This is a genomic window from Flavobacterium rakeshii, assembly GCF_009741375.1.
Classification (GTDB): domain Bacteria; phylum Bacteroidota; class Bacteroidia; order Flavobacteriales; family Flavobacteriaceae; genus Flavobacterium; species Flavobacterium rakeshii.
Genome location: NZ_WOWP01000034.1, coordinates 195,619 through 215,233, shown reverse-complemented (window position 1 = coordinate 215,233; position 19,615 = coordinate 195,619). Strand labels below are relative to the sequence as shown.

General features: G+C 37.0%; 13 protein-coding genes. 9 read left to right on the top strand and 4 right to left on the bottom strand.

Annotated features, from left to right (window positions below):
- Window positions 1-61 precede the first annotated feature (61 nt).
- The 8 genes from GN157_RS10750 to GN157_RS10715 all read left to right on the top strand — a co-directional run bounded on the left by GN157_RS10750 (window position 62) and on the right by GN157_RS10715 (window position 11,503).
- Window positions 62-994: a PorP/SprF family type IX secretion system membrane protein gene (locus GN157_RS10750; RefSeq protein WP_157483396.1), complete on the top strand. Its 933-nt coding sequence runs from the start codon at window positions 62-64 to the stop codon at window positions 992-994.
- Between the two features lie 12 nt (window positions 995-1,006).
- A complete protein-coding gene (locus tag GN157_RS10745; protein WP_231749118.1) occupies window positions 1,007-2,950 on the top strand; it encodes an OmpA family protein in 1,944 nt (647 codons plus the stop codon).
- A gap of 208 nt (window positions 2,951-3,158) precedes the next feature.
- Window positions 3,159-5,132, top strand: a complete 1,974-nt coding sequence (locus tag GN157_RS10740) for a peptidylprolyl isomerase (protein ID WP_157483395.1) — start codon at window positions 3,159-3,161, stop codon at window positions 5,130-5,132.
- Entirely contained in the window at window positions 5,132-5,983 is an 852-nt protein-coding gene (locus GN157_RS10735; protein WP_157483394.1) for a hypothetical protein, read from the top strand. Before GN157_RS10740 ends, GN157_RS10735 begins: the two co-directional genes overlap by 1 nt.
- Entirely contained in the window at window positions 5,967-7,379 is a 1,413-nt protein-coding gene (locus GN157_RS10730; protein WP_157483393.1) for a peptidylprolyl isomerase, read from the top strand. The genes GN157_RS10735 and GN157_RS10730 overlap by 17 nt, the downstream gene beginning before the upstream one ends.
- Before the next feature lie 98 nt (window positions 7,380-7,477).
- Window positions 7,478-8,431, top strand: coding sequence for an AAA family ATPase (locus GN157_RS10725; RefSeq protein ID WP_157483392.1), 954 nt, complete (start codon window positions 7,478-7,480; stop codon window positions 8,429-8,431).
- Window positions 8,432-8,584: 153 nt separating this feature from the next.
- Complete coding sequence (locus GN157_RS10720; RefSeq protein WP_157483391.1) at window positions 8,585-8,953, top strand: hypothetical protein; 369 nt, start codon at window positions 8,585-8,587, stop codon at window positions 8,951-8,953.
- Window positions 8,954-9,235: 282 nt separating this feature from the next.
- Window positions 9,236-11,503: an aconitate hydratase gene (locus GN157_RS10715; RefSeq protein WP_157483390.1), complete on the top strand. Its 2,268-nt coding sequence runs from the start codon at window positions 9,236-9,238 to the stop codon at window positions 11,501-11,503.
- A gap of 151 nt (window positions 11,504-11,654) precedes the next feature.
- On the opposite strand, the gene GN157_RS10710 is transcribed toward GN157_RS10715, so the two are convergent.
- The gene (locus tag GN157_RS10710; RefSeq protein ID WP_157483389.1) at window positions 11,655-13,103 is read right to left on the bottom strand and encodes a glyceraldehyde-3-phosphate dehydrogenase; all 1,449 of its coding nucleotides are present in this window, start codon (window positions 13,101-13,103) and stop codon (window positions 11,655-11,657) included.
- 343 nt (window positions 13,104-13,446) lie between these two features.
- Here GN157_RS10710 and GN157_RS10705 point away from each other — a divergent pair, with 343 nt between their 5' ends.
- On the top strand, window positions 13,447-15,504 hold the full coding sequence (locus GN157_RS10705) for a GEVED domain-containing protein (RefSeq protein WP_157483388.1): 2,058 nt from the start codon (window positions 13,447-13,449) through the stop codon (window positions 15,502-15,504).
- A gap of 54 nt (window positions 15,505-15,558) precedes the next feature.
- Here the strand turns inward: GN157_RS10705 and GN157_RS10700 are convergent, their stop codons facing one another.
- The 3 genes from GN157_RS10700 to GN157_RS10690 all read right to left on the bottom strand — a co-directional run bounded on the left by GN157_RS10700 (window position 15,559) and on the right by GN157_RS10690 (window position 19,573).
- Entirely contained in the window at window positions 15,559-17,583 is a 2,025-nt protein-coding gene (locus GN157_RS10700; protein ID WP_157483387.1) for a M43 family zinc metalloprotease, read from the bottom strand.
- A gap of 106 nt (window positions 17,584-17,689) precedes the next feature.
- Window positions 17,690-18,055 (bottom strand): hypothetical protein, encoded by a 366-nt coding sequence (locus GN157_RS10695; RefSeq protein WP_157483386.1) that lies wholly within the window; start codon window positions 18,053-18,055, stop codon window positions 17,690-17,692.
- A 123-nt stretch (window positions 18,056-18,178) separates the two neighbouring features.
- The gene (locus GN157_RS10690; protein WP_157483385.1) at window positions 18,179-19,573 is read right to left on the bottom strand and encodes a Do family serine endopeptidase; all 1,395 of its coding nucleotides are present in this window, start codon (window positions 19,571-19,573) and stop codon (window positions 18,179-18,181) included.
- Between the last annotated feature and the right edge of the window lie 42 nt (window positions 19,574-19,615).

The following is a 19,615-nucleotide window of genomic DNA, read 5'->3' as shown; positions in this document are numbered from 1 at the left end:
ATAAAAAGAGTGGCAGCGCCGCTGCCACTCTCAATTATCAATTAACAAAATATATTTAAGTATGAAAATCACACCAAAATTTATAAAAAGACATTTCCTGTTCGGGCTGCTCTTCACGGCGTTTGCTGTAAACGCACAACAGGAAGCTCAATATACCCAGTACATGTATAATACGCTAACTGTTAATCCGGCTTATACGGGTACAGTAGGGCATTTTCAGGGAGTATTACAGCACCGCTCACAGTGGGTAGGGTTGGATGGTGCTCCTACAACACAGGCGTTTACATTACATTCTCCGGTTTTTAACGAAAGGATGGGCTTGGGTTTAAGCGTTGTGAATGATAAACTGGGGCCTTCTCAGGAGTTTTTTGCCAATGCTAATTTTGCCTACATTATCCCTGTGGGGTATGATGCTAACCTTTCATTCGGGTTAAAAGCAGGTGTAAGGCTAATGGATATTGACTGGTCTAAGGGTATTTACTATCAGGATAACGACCCGTTACTTAATAGTAATATTAATAATAAAGCAACGCCTACCATTGGTGCAGGGGTTTATTATTATACCGAGAAGTTTTATGCAGGGCTTTCTGTACCAAGTTTTATTAGGTCTGATTATTATGATGATGTTCAGGAGTCAACCGTGTCAGACAGGCTCCACTATTATGTAATGGGTGGTTATGTGTTTGACCTTTCAGAGAATTTAAAATTCAAACCGGCTGTTTTAGGTAAGGTGGTTTCAGGAGCACCTCTAACGGTAGATGTTTCGGCTAACTTCTTACTGTATGAAAAACTGACTTTAGGAGCTTCATACAGATGGGACGACTCGGTAAGTGCACTTGTGGGCTTCCAGATTACAAGAGGGATTTTTGCAGGATATTCGTATGATTATACCGTAACCGATTTTAATAAGTACAACGACGGATCTCACGAAGTAATACTACGATTTGATGTATTACCTAAAAACAAACGTGTTAAATCTCCAAGATTTTTCTAAAAGATAAAGATTATGATGAGAAAACTATTTTTATACAGTTTACTATTTTGCATAGCATCAGGATTTGCACAACAGAGAGAGCTTAAAAAGGCCGACAGGCTTTTTGAAGATCTGGCTTATGTGGAAGCAGCGAAAGCTTATGAGAAATATCTTAAGGAAGAATCTGCTCCCGGTACCCAAACCATAATGAATGTTGCTGATGCCTATTACTATACAGGTAATAACGGTAGTGCCTTAAGGTGGTACACCAAACTTTATACTGTTTTAGATGATAATATGGATGATACCCACTTTAACAGGTATATACAAACCCTAAGAGCTACCGAAGATTATAAAAAAGCAGATGAACTGTTAAAGAAAAGACTGGAGCAAAAAGGTAATCAGGCTATGATTGATAGGTTTATCAGTCAAAGAAAATACCTTGACAGCATTAACGGTCAGCCGTCTAATTATACGGTAAGTAATTTGAGTTCTAATAGTGATAAAGCTGATTTTGGTACGGCATTTTACGGTAGCCAAATTGTGTTTTCATCCAGTAGAGATACCACAAAAGTAGGAGGGAAAACCTATTCGTGGAATGAACAGCCTTACCTTGAACTTTATGTAGCCGACAGGAATGCCGAAGACGGTTCTCTGTTTAATATCCAGAAGTTCCTGCCTAAAGAGCAAACACAGTATCACAACGCTACCATATCGTTTATGCCCGATTTGAAAACAGTTTACTATTCGGCAAATATTGTTAAACCTAATGATAAACTAATCACAGATGATGAGGGTACAGGTAACTTTGAGATAATTAAAGGAACTATAGAGGGTGAGAAGCTCTCTGCAACCGAAAAACTTCCTTTTGATGATAAAAAGTACTCGGTAGGTCATCCTGCGGTAAGTGCCGATGGTAAATGGTTGTTTTTCGTGTCAGATATGCCGGGCGGTTATGGTGATGCCGATATTTATGTAGCCCAGATTTTTGACGATGGGAAACTGGGGGAGCCTAAAAACCTTGGAGATAAAATAAATACCAGTGGAAGGGAAATGTTCCCATTTATTAACGATAGTATTTTATATTTCTCTTCAGACGGACATTACGGACTTGGAGGTCTGGATGTGTTTGAAAGTAAAATGACAGGCCGGGCCGAATTTGAAGCACCTAAAAATCTGGGAAATCAGGTAAACAGTAATGTGGATGACTTTGCCTTTATTATTGATAAGGATAAAAAATACGGATATTTTTCTTCCAGCCGTAAAGGCGGTATGGGGGATGACGATATTTATTATTTTACAAGACAGGAACCGGTTTGTATACAAACGGTATCGGGTATTGTGACTAATGCTAAATATAAAGTACCAATCAATCAGGCAGATATTAAGGTGTATGATGAGTTTGGTGATGAAATAGCATCGGCTAAAACCAAAGAAGACGGCACGTATAGTGTTGAGGTTCCGTGTGGTTCAAAAATCAAGGTAGAAGCCTCAAAGCTTAACCATACTAAGGCTGAAAAAGAACTGGAAACAGATAAAACGCCTAACCATGAAACAAAAGATGTAAACTTTGAGCTTAACAATTATGAAGATCTTGTTAAGAAAGAAGACGACGTTGAGAAGGTAGATATTAATCCTATTTACTTTGACTATGACAAATGGGATATTACCCCACAGGCGGCTGAAGAGCTTGATAAAGTGGTTTACATTATGAAAAACTTCCCTGCAATTATTATTAAGATTGAGTCGCATACAGATTCAAGAGGTAAGGACTCTTATAACATGACGCTGTCTGAAAACAGGGCGCAGTCTACTTACAAATATATTACTCAGCATGGTATCGATCCGTCAAGAATTGAGAGTGTGAAAGGATATGGTGAGTCGCAGCTTAGAAATAAATGCAGTAATGGAGTGAAGTGTTCTGAAGAGGAACACGCAATAAACAGAAGGTCAGATTTTATTATAGTGAAGAAGTGATTTTAGCTTAAGTTGTTTAAGTTGATTTTGATGGCAGGGCACCCTTATGTGGGGTGCCCTTGTTTGTTTTTAGCGGATTAACACAAATAATGTTGTTAAATGTTCGCGAATTGTTATTTTTGTTGGTTGCAAAAAAGCAACGAGGTATAATTTTTTTATCTCTGTTACGTTTACTTAACCGTATTACAGTGTTACAAACTATTTAATAATGAAATTAAAAAAGGTTCTTCTGGGGATTTCATTGTGTGTATCGGCACTTTCGTTTGCCCAACAAACAAAAAAAGAGGTGTTATTTACCGTTAATGAAAATCCTTATTATACAGACGAGTTTGTGAGGGTTTATAATAAAAACCTTGATTTAGTAAAAGACGACTCGCAAAAAGACTTAGACAACTACCTTAATCTTTTTATTGGCTATAAGCTTAAAGTAAACAGGGCTTATGAACTGGGACTTCAGGATAATAAAAAGTATCAGTTGGAGCTAAAAAACTACCGTCAGCAGCTTTCTAAAAATTATCATCTAGATAAGGAAGTGACAGATGAGCTGGTAGAGGAGGCTTATAACAGGCTTCAAAAAGAAGTAAAAGCAGCGCATATTTTATTTTTGCTGGATGAAAATGCATCGCCGGCAGATACTTTAAGGGTATACAATAAAGCAATTGAGGTAAGGGCAAAGGCTCTTGCTGGTGAAGATTTTGGTAAACTGGCTCAACAGTATTCTGAAGATAAATCGGCTAAAGAAAATAATGGAGAATTAGGTTATTTCTCAGCTTTCAGGATGGTTTATCCGTTTGAAACAGGAGCTTTCACTACTCCTAAGGGAGAGGTGTCTAAACCGGTTAGAAGCCGTTTTGGTTACCATATTATAAAAGTAGAAGATGTAAGGGAAAACAGAGGAGATATTACTGTAGCCCACATTATGCTTATTAAGTCAAAAGATACATCTGATGAAGATAACGCAAAATTAAAAAACCGTATTGAGGAAATATATCAAAAGCTAAAACAAGGTGAAGACTTTGGTGAGTTAGCTAAACAGTTTTCTCAAGATGGTTACAGTGCATCAAAAGGAGGTTTACTTGAAAAATTCAGTTCGGGGTCATTAAGCTCTGAAGAGTTTGAGAACAGAGCATTTGCTTTAAAGAAATCAGGTGATTATACTGAGCCTTTTGAAACGGAGTATGGATGGCATATTGTAAAGCTGGTTAAAAAACATCAGTTACAGTCTTTTGAAGAGGTTAAAGAAGATTTAGAAGGAAGGGTAGCTAAAGATGATCGTTCATCTGTTATTGCTGAAGCTATGACAGAAAAACTTAAGAAAAAATATCCTATGGATACCGATAAGAAAATGTATTCTAAGGTACTTACAGCAGTAAACGACTCTTATTATACTGCTTCATGGAAACTACCGGAAAGTGCTGATAGCTTTAATAAAACATTATTAACAATAAATAATGATGAAGAGATAAAAGCATGGGACTTCCTTGAGTATATTAATAAAGAACAAAAGGGAGGGGTAAAAGCCAAACCGCTTAACAGACTTGTACCTATTTTATATGAGAAATTCTGTAATGAAAAGTTAAACGAGTATTATGATAAAAACCTGGAAAATGAATTTCCGGAATTTGCAGGCGTAATGCAGGAATATAAAGATGGGTTGTTGCTGTTTGATTTAATGGAGAAAGAGATATGGGATAAGGCAAAACAAGATACTATAGGTCTTAAAAACTATTATAACGCCCACCTTAATGAGTATAGATGGGGTAAAAGAGTTGATGCAGAGGTTATCTCTTCTACAGATAAAAAGATAATCGAAAAAGCAAGGAAGCTTCTTAAAAAAGGTAAAGATATTGCTTCTGTAAAAGAAGAACTTAATACCAATGGTAAAATAAATGTCATAGAAAGATCGGGCGTGTTTGCTCAGGATGATGAAATGTTGCCTGTTCTTGATAAATGGGAAACAGGGATAAGTGATGTTGTTAACAAAGGAGATTACTATTATGTTATTAATGTGAATAAAGTTTTACCGGCAGCAACTAAATCGCTTGATGAGTGTAGAGGACGTGTGGTAAACGATTATCAGCAATATCTTGAAAGTACATGGATAGATACTCTTAAAAAAGAATTTACTGTTAAGGTAAATAATGATGTTTTTGAAAAAGTTAAAAAACAGCTTAACCGGTAATGATTAAAAAAGTAGTACTGTTTTTACTGGCAGGGTTAGCCGTATCCTGTAACTATTTTAAAAAAGAGGTAAAGCCACATGCTGTTGCAAGGGTTAACGATTCTTATTTGTTTGAAGAAGAAATAAGTAAACTGGTGCCTGCCGGAACTTCAAAAGAAGACAGTTTAGCAATAGTTAAAAGTTATATTGACAGGTGGGCTACCCAAAAACTACTTTATAATGCGGCAGAACTTAACCTTAGTGCAGAAAAACAGGAAGAATTTAACGAACTGGTAAGGCAGTACAAAATAGATTTATACACCAAGGCTTATATTGAAGAACTGGTAAAACGAAGTGTAGATACTGTAGTGGGTGATACTGAGCTTAAGGCTTATTATGATGTTAATAAGGAAAATTTCAGAACTACAGGTACACTTGTTAAACTTAAATATATACACTTATTAAAAGATCATCCTAAATTTGCATCGATAAAGGAAAAGTTTTCCAGTGATAAGAAAACAGATGTAAAAGCGTTAAGTGATATAGCTATACAGTTTAAGAGTTATGCTTTTAATGATACAACCTGGGTGGATATGAATCAGGTGTACAGAAAGCTGCCTTTTATCAATCCGGAGAACAGGGATACCTATATAAGTAGTAATATATCGTATCAGTATCCTGATTCTACAGATGTGTATTTGGTGAAAGTGTCTAAGGTGTTAGGCAAAAATGAAATTTCTCCCTACGAATATATTAAGCCAACATTAGAACAGCTTATAATAAACGGTAGGAAGTTTGAGTTAATAAAGAAATTCGAAAAAGATATAACGGATGATGCGATTAAAAATAAAGACTATGAAATTTATAAATAGCAAACTGGCTTTATTTCTTGTAACCAGCTGTATGGTTTTTGGGAGTGTGAGTGCTCAGGAAATAATTAATGACGAGCCGGTGCAGGATACAGTAAAACCAAAAGCCCCAACAGGTAAGTTAAAGGTAGATGGTATTGTAGCTGTTGTTGGTGATTTTGTAGTACTGGATTCTGATATCGACATGATGTATAAGGAGCTTCAGGCACAGGAGGTACCGGTTAAAGATATTACCCGTTGTGAATTACTGGGTAAACTTATGGAAGATAAGTTATATGCTCACCATGCTATACAGGATAGTATTATTGTGAGCGATATTGAGGTTAATGAAAGAATGCAGCAACAAATAGATTATTTTGTTGATCAGTTAGGTTCTGAGCAGCGTATGGTTGAATATTTTAAAAAGAGAGACTTAACATCGTTTAAGGAAGAGCTTTTTGAAATGATTAAAAATCAGAAGCTTACAGAGCAAATGCAGAAAAAAATTATTGATGAGGTAGAGGTTACTCCGGAAGAAGTTAAAATATTTTTCTCTAAGTTTAAAGGTGATGAAATACCTCAGTTTGGTGCCGAAGTTGAAATTGCTCAAATCGTTGTAAAGCCCGAAATATCTCAGGAGGAAAAACAAAAGGTAATAAATCGCTTAAAAGAAATAAAGAGCGAGGTTGAAGCTGGCTCAAGTTTTTACAGTAAGGCTGTACTTTACTCTGAAGACCCGGGATCAAGATCATCGGGAGGTTTTTATAAAATGACCAGAAAAACAGCTTTTGTAAAAGAGTTTAAAGATGCTGCTTTTAGTTTAGATGAAGGAGAAATATCAGATCCGGTAGAAACTGAATTTGGCTACCACCTTATCTATGTTGAGAAAATTAGAGGTCAGGAAATTGATGTAAGACATATTCTTATGAAGCCTAAGGTTTCTAAGGAATCTGAAGCGGCTGCAAAAAAGAAAATTGAGAATATAAGAGAAAGAATTTTAAGCGGCGAAATTACGTTTGCTGATGCAGCAAAGTCGGAGTCAGACGAAAAAGAAACAAGAAACAGTGGCGGACTTTTAATGAATCCAAGAACGCTTGAAACACGTTTTGAACTTACTAAACTTCCGTCAGAGCTTTACAGTGCAGTATACGATTTAAAAGAAGGTGAAATAACTCAGCCACTACTTGAAGATGATCCGAGAACGGGTAAGGTGTTCAAAATAATGACTGTTGCTACACGTTACCCGGACCACAGAGCCGATTTTGCTCAGGATTATCTTAAAATTAAGGAGCTTGCCCTTAAGGAAAAACAAATTAAGATAATTGGAGAGTGGTCTGAAGAAAAAATTAAGGAAACCTACATAAAAATAGCTAAAGAGTATCAAAGCTGTAATTTTACAAATAACTGGGTTAAAAAATAAGTAGTCTTATTCTGTGGGAATTTTAGGTTTGCTTTAAAAATATTTTTAAGTTTGGAGTAAGGGAGTTCCTGTTTTTAATTAGAAACCATTAACCAATTATGTCAGACGTAGCAGCGATACAAAATTTAGTTCAGAAACAAGCTGAACTAAAAAAAGAAATTGCAAAAATAATTGTAGGCCAGGAAGAGGTAGTTAACCAAATTGTACTTAGTGTTTTTGCCGGAGGTCATGCTCTTTTAGTAGGGGTGCCGGGGTTGGCAAAAACCCTTATGGTTAATACAATTTCCCAAGCTTTAGGGTTAGAGTTTAAACGTATACAGTTTACGCCCGATTTAATGCCGTCAGACATTTTAGGAAGTGAAATACTAGATGAAAACAGGCAGTTTAAATTTATAAAAGGTCCTATTTTCTCTAATATTATATTAGCCGATGAGATAAACCGTACACCGCCTAAAACTCAGGCAGCCCTGTTAGAAGCAATGCAGGAGAAAGCGGTTACTGTTGCAGGACAGCATTACAAACTGTCACTGCCTTATTTTGTACTGGCAACCCAAAACCCAATTGAGCAGGAGGGAACCTATCCGTTGCCTGAAGCGCAGTTGGATCGTTTTATGTTTGCCATAAAACTGGACTATCCTACTTTTGAAGAAGAGGTTCAGGTGGTAAAGAGTACTACAACAGATACTACACAACAAATAAATGCATTATTTACCGCTCAGGAAATTTTAGATTTCCAACACCTTATCAGGAGGATACCTGTGGCAGATAATGTTATTGAGTATGCCGTTCGACTGGTAGGTAAAACAAGACCGGGTAGTAGCATGGCAAATGATTATGTAAATAATTACCTTGACTGGGGAGCCGGGCCAAGGGCTTCACAAAACCTTATACTGGCAGCAAAAACACATTCAGCATTAAACGGTAAGTACTCTCCCGATATAGAAGATGTGCAGGCTGTTGCTACCGGGATTTTAAGGCATAGAATTATAAAAAATTACAAGGCAGATGCCGAAGGTATTACCGAAGAAATGATAATAAAAAAGCTGTTTTAAAAACAGCTTTTTTATTTAAAGTTGGTTTTGTTTTAAAATCTCTAAAAAGTTTAAAATGTTATCGAATTGTTAATAAATAGTTTGTATTTTTTCATAGTTTATATGTAATAGTCTTATTATATGTTTTATATTTACGATGCATCTGTATAAATTATGAAAAAACTATTAGGAACATTTCCTGAATTCTATTATATAGGATTAGGAGCTTTTACGATTATTAATGATTATTATGCTAACAGTTATAATAATTATGTTGCCCTTTTAATTACCTGGCTTGTCTTTTTGCAAATTTTTTACAAGCATAAAGTATTAGGACTTGTGTATGGTAATGTGCTTACTTTGTTTTCTGTGTATATGATGGTAAATGTTTTTGAAAACTACCGTGAAACAGGTTCTTTAATGCATCTTGCGCAGGGAGCAGTTTTATTTGGTATAGCATTTATAGCTGCAATAGGGATGGTTTATAAATATGCCGTAGCAGAAACAAAATTTAATGAAAACGAGTTGACTATAACTTATTAATAAAGTTTTATTTAGCTTATAAAAAGCCATTCTCCTGTGCAGAGAGTGGCTTTTTTTTATGGATTAGGATTGTTTTTTTAGGAATTATCAATATAGAGTGAAAAAATTAAGAATTCTTAAATATTTGGGTTAACTTCTTAATTTTATTGAGATATATGCAGTATAATAGAATGTTTATAAATAATAATTGCTGCAAATTAATCAATCAATAAAAATTTTTTAATTGCTGCAATAATCAGTAAATTTACACACTTTTTACAAACGAACATTAATATACTTATTATGGCTTTTGATATTGAAATGATCAAAAAGGTGTATGAGAACATGGCAGAGCGTGTAGATAAAGCACGTGATCTTGTAGGTCGTCCTCTTACACTTTCTGAAAAGATTTTATATTCCCACCTTTGGGAAGGTGTGCCTTCACAGGCTTTTGCAAGAGGTAAGGACTATGTGGATTTTGCCCCAGACAGAGTTGCCTGTCAGGATGCTACTGCACAAATGGCTTTGCTTCAGTTCATGCACGCTGGAAAAAACAAAGTGGCAGTTCCAACAACTGTACACTGTGATCACCTTATCCAGGCTAAAATTGATGCAAAAACCGATTTAAAACGTGCTAAAGAGCAAAGTAATGAGGTTTTTGACTTTTTATCATCTGTATCAGATAAATATGGTATTGGTTTCTGGAAACCGGGAGCCGGTATTATTCACCAGGTTGTTTTAGAAAACTATGCATTCCCTGGAGGTATGATGATTGGTACCGATTCTCACACTGTAAATGCAGGTGGTTTAGGTATGCTTGCTATTGGTGTAGGTGGTGCTGATGCTGTAGACGTTATGTCTGGTATGGCATGGGAGCTTAAATTCCCTAAATTAATTGGTGTTAAGTTAACTGGTAAATTATCTGGTTGGACTGCGCCTAAAGACGTTATCTTAAAAGTTGCCGGTATTCTTACTGTAAAAGGTGGTACAGGTGCTGTTATAGAATATTTTGGTGAAGGTGCTAAAGCTATGTCTTGTACTGGTAAAGGTACTATCTGTAACATGGGTGCAGAGGTAGGTGCCACTACTTCTACATTTGGTTATGATGAGTCTATGGACCGTTACCTGAGAGCTACAAACAGAGCTGATGTTGCTGATGCAGCTGCTGCAGTTGCAGATTACCTTACTGCTGATGCAGAGGTTTATGCTAACCCAGAGCAGTACTTTGATGAGGTAATTGAAATTAACCTTTCTGAACTTGAACCACACTTAAACGGTCCTTTTACTCCGGATTTAGCTACACCTATCTCTAAAATGAGAGAAGAGGCAGAGAAAAACGACTGGCCTTTACAGGTGCAGGTAGGACTTATAGGTTCTTGTACTAACTCTTCTTACGAAGATATTTCACGTTCGGCTTCTCTTGCTAAGCAGGTTGCTGAAAAGAAACTTAAAACTAAAGCTAAGTTTACAATTACTCCGGGTTCTGAGGTAGTTCGCTACACTATAGAGCGTGACGGATTTATTGATACTTTCGATAAAATTGGTGCTACTGTATTCGCTAATGCCTGCGGACCATGTATTGGTATGTGGGATCGTGAAGGTGCTGAGAAAGAAGAAAGAAATACTATTGTTCACTCGTTTAACAGAAACTTCTCTAAGCGTGCCGATGGTAACCCTAACACATTAGCATTTGTTGGTTCTCCAGAGCTTGTAACTGCTCTTGCTATTGCAGGTGACCTTGGATTTAACCCGTTAACTGATAAGTTAATCAACGAAGATGGTGAAGAAGTAATGCTTGATGAGCCAACAGGTAACGAGCTTCCTCCAAAAGGATTTGATGCTGAAGATCCTGGTTATCAGGCTCCTTCTGAAGACGGTAGTGGTGTAGAGGTTATTGTAAGCCCTACTTCAGAGCGTTTAGAGCTTCTTGCTCCGTTCAAACCATGGAATGGTGAGAATATCACCGGTGCAAAACTTCTTATTAAAGCATTTGGTAAATGTACTACAGACCACATTTCTATGGCTGGTCCTTGGTTACGTTTCCGTGGTCACCTTGATAACATTTCTAACAACATGTTAATTGGTGCTGTGAATGCTTTTAATATGAAAACAAACTCAGTTAAAAACGAATTAACCGGTGAGTATGATGCTGTACCTGCAGTACAACGTGCTTACAAGGCGGCAGATGTTCCTACAGTAGTAGTGGGTGATCATAACTATGGTGAAGGTTCTTCGCGTGAGCACGCTGCAATGGAGCCAAGACACCTTGGTGTTAGAGCGGTACTTGTAAAATCATTTGCTCGTATCCACGAAACTAACCTTAAAAAACAAGGTATGCTTGCGTTAACTTTTGCTAACGAGGCAGATTATGATAAAATCCAGGAAGGTGATACTTTCAACTTTACAGATCTTAAAGAGTTTGCTCCTAACAAGCAACTTACTCTTGAGGTTGTTCACAAGGATGGATCTAAAGATGTAATCATGGCTAACCACTCTTATAACGAAGGTCAAATTGGCTGGTTTGTAGCTGGTTCTGCTCTTAACCTTATTGCTGCGGCTTCAAACGCTTAATCAATAGGTTCGATATAAATACAAAACTCCCGTGCTATGCACGGGAGTTTTTTTATACCCTTTTTTGGTTGTTTTAAAAAGTATAAGCATAAAAAAAACCGACCTTTTGGGTCGGCTTTTCCAGTTGCGTTTCCGCAGCTGTCCGCATCTATTAATAATAAGTGTACCTCCTTACTTGAGCTATGTATTTAGCCAGGCGAATTACCTGGTGGCTGTAACCGTATTCGTTATCATACCATACATATAATACAACGTTCTTGCCGTCTGCAGATACAATTGTTGCATTGCTGTCGTAAATTGAAGGAGCAGAAGTTCCAACAATGTCAGACGAAACAAGTTCATTGTTTAAAGAATATTTAATTTGCTCTACAAGTTGTCCTTCAAGAGCATAATGTTTCATAGTGTTGTTAATTTCTTCAACCGATGTTGGTTTTTCAACCTCAAGGTTAAGTACTACAAGCGATCCGTTTGGAACCGGTACACGAATAGCGTTTGATGTAAGCTTTCCTGCAAGTGATGGTAATGCTTTTGCAACAGCGCTACCTGCACCTGTTTCTGTAATTACCATGTTAAGGGCAGCAGCTCTACCACGACGGTATTTCTTGTGCATATTGTCTACAAGATTTTGGTCGTTAGTATAAGCGTGAATCGTTTCAAGGTGACCTTTTACTACACCTAAAGTGTCTTCTACAGCTTTAAGGATAGGAGTAATGGCGTTAGTGGTACATGAAGCGGCAGAGTAAATATCTACTTCTTCTGGGTTGTATTCGTTTTGGTTAACACCATATACAATGTTTGGAACACCTTTACCAGGAGCAGTTAATAATACTTTATCTGTTCCTTTAGATGTTAAGTGGCGTTTTAGAGCCTCTTCGGTTGTAAATGCACCTGTGTTATCAATCACTAATGCATTTTCAATACCATATTCTGTATAATCAATATCTTCAGGAGCATTTGCCGTAATCATGTGAACAGTAGTTCCGTTAATGATAAGGGCGTTGTTTTCGTGATCTGCAATAACTGATCCCTGGAAATCACCATGGATAGAGTCACAACGTAAAAGAGAAGCTCTCTTTTCTAAAAGTACTGCATCGTTTTTATCTCTGGTAACAATGGCTCTAAGGCGAAGTTGATTTCCTTTACCTATTTTAGACATCATTTCTCTTGCTAAAAGACGACCAATACGGCCAAAACCATAAAGAACCACATCTTTAGGCTGGATGTTTTTACTTTGCTTAGCGTCTTTTAGTTTGTCTATAACAAATGCTTTTGCATCGTTATACTTGTTGTCTTCAATGTGGTACTCGTAAGTAAGTTTACCAATGTCTATACGTGATGGAGGAAGGTCTAACGACTGGATAGCTCTTGCTATCTCAACAGAATCAAAAATATTTATTGGTTTCTGTACAAACTCTCCGGCATATTCATGAAGATTAATAATGTCGCTAACGTTACGGTCAATAAGTTGGTTTCTAAAAAGTACCAGTTCAATTGACTTGTCATACCAAAGGTCGCTAACAATTTTAATAAATTCTACACCTGCCCTGCGTCTGTCTGCCTGGAAGGATAATTCTTTCTCGTATAAAACATTATTGTTCATGAAGATAGAAATAGTTTAGTGTGTTATTTGATTGCAAAAATATATATTTCAAACGTTTTCGTAAAAATTTTTTTCAATGTTTTTCATTTATTTTTAAAAAATCAATAATTGAGTTAAAACCATAACAATTATTGAAATTATAAATATTATACTGTAACTATTGTTACGAAAACGATGTATTTTACTGATTTGTGTTAAGTAATAGTTAAAAAATAATTTTATGTTAGTAAGAAATTATTGTTAAATCGTGAAAAATAAACGATAACTAGCTAATAATATGGTTTTCGTAACTTTTTAATTAATTTTTGTAGTATATTTAAATGCTAACATTAAAATAATTAATATGAAAACACACCTACGCCTATTTTTTTACGTTCTTTCTTTTTTTGCAATGCTCTCTTACTCCGGTAAGGCGCATGCTCAAATAGATTATAATGACAATTTTGAAGACTATCTTTATGACTGGGATAGTTATGATTTTGACTATTATAGTCTTGTTCCCTGTGAAGGAGAGGTTTCTTTTGTAACAAACCTTTACACTGATTTTACAGAAGCTGAAATTGTTTCACCATCTCTGGGAGTTTCAAATGGTTATGAAACAACTCTGTCTTTCGAATATAAAATTATGGATTATGCTGGTTTTGTAGATCCTACAGTTCCTACAGCAAACGCAGACAACTGGGGGAGTATAGAATTTTATTATTCTACTTCTGAAACCGGACCTTTTACACTAATACATACAATTGATACAGATAATCATATCGAATCTGCCAATTGTGCTACTCAAACAGTAACATTTACTCCTGAAGAAGGGGAAGAGGTTTTTGTGAAAATTCTTGCTCAGATTGGAGATACATCAAACGACTTCTATATTATTATAGACAGTTTTTCTGTAGTACAGGATTTACCTGCATGTACCGGTGCTCCAGCTATTGCTGATGCTGTTTCTTCAACAATTTATGCTTGTAATACAGCAGATATTAACCTATCACTTTCTCCGGCTTATTCGGCTTTAGGTTTAGCTTATCAGTGGCAGTATTCTACCGATGGCGAAACATTTACTGATGTGGCTGAAGGTGGTGACATGGCAACCTATAGTACTGTACAAACAGAAACTACGTGGTATCGTGCTGTGGTTACATGTACTGATAGTGATGAGTCGGCAACCAGTACTCCTGTACAGGTAGTTCAAAGTGATATGCCGTGTTACTGTGATGTAGATTTTGACGGAGGAACAGAACCTATAACTTATGTAGAGTTTGCGGGTATAGAAAACTCATCCTCAGTAAATACAAGTAGCCCCGGGATGGAAAGCTTTACAGGTATGGCTCCCGGAGAAGTTTCTTTAGGAGAAGAATATACTGTTGTTGTAGAGGGGAATACAAATGGGTCTTATGAAAATTACTTAACCGTGTTTATTGATTTTAATCATAACGGCGACTTTAGTGATGAAGGTGAAAGTTTTGAGATTGGGTTTTTGGATTCATCTACAGGTGAAGACGGACAGCAGGTAACAGGTACTATTGCTATTCCTGCTGATGCTATGACCGGAATTACTTTTATGAGAGTGTTTAAATCGTATGGTGTTTATACATCAGATCCTTGCTCAAGTGAAGATGCAGTGGGATATGGACAAGTTGAAGATTACCTGCTAAATATTACTTGTGGTACCGAAGCGCCTGTTGCTGATGCAGAACAGAATTTCTGCTCTTCTGGAGTAGTGGCTGATTTAGTAGCTGAAGGTGATACTGTGGTATGGTATAATGCTGCTGAAGATGGTGATATGCTTGCTGATACAGATGTTCTTGTTGATGGTGCTACTTATTATGCTGCACAAGTGCCAGATGGTGGTTGTGAAAGTGAAATGAGAAGTGCAGTTATGGTTACAGTTACTACGGTTTCTGCACCTACAGGCGTAGCTGAACAGTCTTTTGATACAGATCCTGAAACTTCAGATTATCCAACCTTATCTGAAATTGAAGTTACAGTAGAAGAAGGTGCTGTGGTTAACTGGTATGCCTCTGAAGAAGATGCTCTTGCGGGTGAAAATGCTCTTGCGGGAGATACGGTTATAGATGTTGATGCAACATATTACATAACACAAACTATAGGCGGTTGTGAAAGTGCTCCGTTTGTAGTAGGCGTAACTTTAGGAAATGAAAGTTTTGCTTTTGGAACATTTAAGTACTATCCTAACCCGGTAAGCAATATGCTTAACATGTCTTACACTAATGTTATTACAGGTGTAGAGGTATATAATTTGGTAGGGCAAAGGGTAATTGAGAAATCGTACACTCAAAACGAGGTACAGTTAGATATGTCTCAATTAACAGCCGGTACTTATATGGTTAAAGTGATCACTGTAGACGCTTCATCTACCATTAAAGTGGTGAAGCAATAAATATAGTTGATTAATGTTTAAGGAGAAAGGGGTGCTAATGCGTCCCTTTCGTATTTATTGCTTTATTAGTTTAAATGTTTTGGCCTGCTCGCCCCATGTTATTTTAATAAAATATATCCCCATACTCAAGCTGCCTGTGTTAATTTCGGTTTGTCTGTTTATGTAAATACTGTCATTGCTAACTGCCTGCCCAAGGTTATTGTATATGGTATATTCAGCATCAAGTGATTGCTTTGATGTGATGTAAAGTTTGTTACTTGTAGGATTAGGGTATATGCCTATTACCTGTAAAGTAAAATCATTTGTGTTAAGCTCTTCTGTAATTGTGAAACCAACAGATTCACCGAAGCCATAATCTCCGTTTGAAGTAATTTCGGTATTGTCATCTGTGGTAAGGGTATAGTAACCATCACCTGATGTGCAGCAAATGCCATTACCCAATACATCTTTAATAGTAAATAGGTAACATTCGTTGATGTTTACATTAAATAACTGCATAATAGCTCCAGGCATTTCATCGGTATCGTCATATGGTCCGCCACTGTAAAGTACATCACCCTCTCCGTTTTTAAGCTCCCAGCTTACTTCACTTCCCCAAATATCATTTTGCAGTGTAAGGGTTACGGTTTCGGTCTCATAGCTTTGGTTAACTGTAACAACAAAGTCTTTGTCTTTGGTGTCGTTAAATTCATAAACATCGGCATTGTCATTAACTGTAGCTACATCGGCAAACAGGGTGTGAGAACCGGCAGTTGGGTTTAATCCTGTTATTGTGACCTGTTCAGATTCATTTGTTGCTAATTCGCCTGTCCAGGTATAGGTTTGTGCTGCTCCGTTGTCAATAGTATAGCTTATGGTAGCTTCGGTCATTGTAGCGCTGCCTATATTGGTTAATGTTAGCTCAATACTAAACGGACCCGAACATGCCATTTCTATATTGTCTATATTAAGAGAGCCGTCAAATTCAACATCTTCAGGATAAACGCAGCTGTTTGAGGTTGCAAGTGACATACGTCTTGGTGAATTTTCCAGTACGGTCCATACACGTGTTTTCTGGTCGTTAGTAAAAATATTTTTACACTGATCCAGTGTATAGTCCATATGGTTTTCAATCATGTCATTCTTTGCGTCTTCTGTGCAGGTGTCTACCTCTGCGCAAGAGAAGTGAAGTCCTATCACCGGAGGAGTATCTTCACAAAAATCAGTTGCATCACAACTGTCTTCATTTCCCCATATATGTATAAGACCGAAAAAGTGTCCTACCTCGTGAGTGGCACTTCTGCCTTTATCTCGCCCATAAATATAATCACCTTCGGGATAAAGGTCTTCGCTTCCCATACACTGATAAGAAAGGATAACTCCGTCTATTTCGGCATAACCTTCGGCTCCCTCAAGCCCTTCAAGTCCTGATAATTCCGGATAGAAAGCATAACCGCCAATGCCACTCATTTCACCTCCCATTTTACAAACCCATATATTAAGGTAGCGTTCAGGGTCCCATTGGGTTTCGGCTTTAAGCACTAAATCAATATCTTCAAAGTTATCCCAGCTTGCCCTGCCAAGGTTTATGTGTTCTATACCTGTGGTTGGACTTCCTCCCGGATCTCTTTGTGCCAGGCAAAACTCAATTTCCATGTCGGCACCATCTGGATGGTCGTTATAACCGGGTGTATCGAGCATTTTCCTGAAGTCCTCGTTAAGTACCTGTATTTGTGAAATTACCTGATCATCAGTTATGTTTTCATCGGTCCCAATAGCATCTCCGTTATGAATAACATGTACAACAACAGGTAGTGTGATTACTGTATTGGTGTTTTTTAGCTGAAAATTATTTTTGGAAGCCTCAATTTTAGCAGCCATATTAATTTCAAACTCCTCACGCGATTGCAGGGTAGGGTGGTTTTTCTTTAAGTAGTTCTCATACTCGTCTGTAACACACGGTATGTGTCCGTTAGCATCTGCTGGTAGGGTTTTTCTAAAATATGCTTTTTGTCTGTTTTTTTTGTCTTGGGCATTTACATTATGGCAAATAGCAAGCGCAGCAAAACAGCATAAAGCAGCAGCATATTTTTTTATCATAGTTTAGTAATTTTTAAATAGTTAAAGCAAAAATAAACTATGATGTTAAACTTTTATTGTAAAAGTGAATTTTTATGATGAAATGTTAGGTTTTTATGATGAAAATCTAAAAGTGTTGTTTGTTGATTTTCTTCCATTTTTTAGAAGATATAAAACCCATAGCCGGATAGAGAAACGCAGCAATTAAAAAAATATAGGGAACAGTGTGTCTTCCTTCAAGGTAAACAACATAAGATATTACCAATAGTGCCGGAGCTTCTATAAAGTAGCAGGATCTTCGTGCTTCTTTTGGTTTTATTCGAAGCGGACGCCATAATAACATTATTACCAAAACCAGAAGACCGAAACTAAGGAGTATAAAAGCAGGGAAGAAAATGTGTTTCGTTAGCTCATCATATCCTTTAATAAGTATTATGGAAGCTGTTAGAAAGTGAAGGAATGTTTCTGTTTTCCTGAGTACTTTTTTCTTCATGTTTTTGGTTTGTCCAAAATTAACTCAGGTGGTGTTTGATTAGTGTTATGTGAGGGTTGTATTTAAGTAAATAAAAAAGCCCCTGTAAAAACAGAGGCTTTTGTTTATTCAATTAGATGGTAGTTAAATTAAGAACCTAACCAGTTCACCACTCTTGGTAATCATTTCTACACGAACTCTTTCGTTAGCTTTTTTAGAAGAAAGAATTTTAGAAACGGTTTCAATGTCTTTTGCTTTGTAGTTACCAATGCTTAAAATGATTCCGTCTTTAAGTTCGTTGTAGTATGGCATAAGGCTTTCGTCATTAATTTCCTTAACCTTAACGCCATAGTTTATTTTGTACTGTTGTTTTTCGCTACTGCTTATATCTTCCAGTTCAAGGCCATTGTATTTAAAGGTGTTAATGTCGTTTTTAGAAAGCTTAACCGGAAGAGTAAGTAACTCCCCGTCACGGTGAATGCCTACATTAACCACGTCATTAGGACGTTTAGTTCCTATGGCGTTATTTAAATCAGCAAAGCTGTTAATAGTACGGTTATCTACCTCTACAATAATATCACCTTTTTTAAGTCCGGCTTTTTCAGCGCCCGAATCTTTAATAACATCATTAATGTAAAAGCCCTGTGTTTCCCTAACGCCAAGCTCTTTTGAAGCATAGCTGTTCAGTTCGCCGCCTTTTACACCCAGCACACCACGTTGTACGTTACCGTACTCCATAATATCTTCAATAATTTTACGGGTAATGTTTGAAGGTACAGCGAAAGAATACCCTACATACGATCCTGTCATTGACGAGATCATGGTGTTGATACCTACAAGCTCTCCTCTGGTATTTACCAGTGCACCGCCACTGTTACCTGGGTTTACGGCAGCATCGGTTTGGATAAACGACTGTATGCCATCGTTACTAAGGTTACGTGCCTTAGCCGAAACAATACCGGCAGTAACGGTAGAGGTAAGGTTGTAAGGATTACCTACAGCCAATACCCATTCGCCCACCTTAATATCATCTGAATTACCGAAAGTAGCAAACGGCAGTTTTTCTTCGGAATCAATTTTAAGCAGGGCAATATCCATATTAGAGTCGGTTCCTACCAGTTTGGCTTTGTACGATTTGTTGTTGTTTAGAGTTACCTCCAGTTCGCTCGCGTTTTGAACCACGTGGTTATTGGTAACAATATAGCCGTCTTCGGTAATAATAACGCCCGATCCGGTACCTACCTGTGGTTGTGCTTCTCTTTGCCCGTAGCCAAAGAAATAACTATAGGGGTTAGAGGGAGCTTCGCTGTAAGAAACGTTCTTAACGTGAACAACGGTGTGTACAGCTTTTTCTGCCGCAGCGGTAAAGTCGCCTGTTTCCGGCAGGTAATTAACATTTTTAGCAAAATTTGTTTGCGAAGGAGCTACAGATAATTCAGAACCAACTGGTGCATTTTTGTCAAATACCAGTTTGTAAGCTCCTAAGGTTATGGCACCACTTAAAAGTGCCACAAGGAATAAACCTGAAATTCTTTTCATAATCCTTAACAGTTTTTTTAATTTTTGTGGTAAAAATTTATT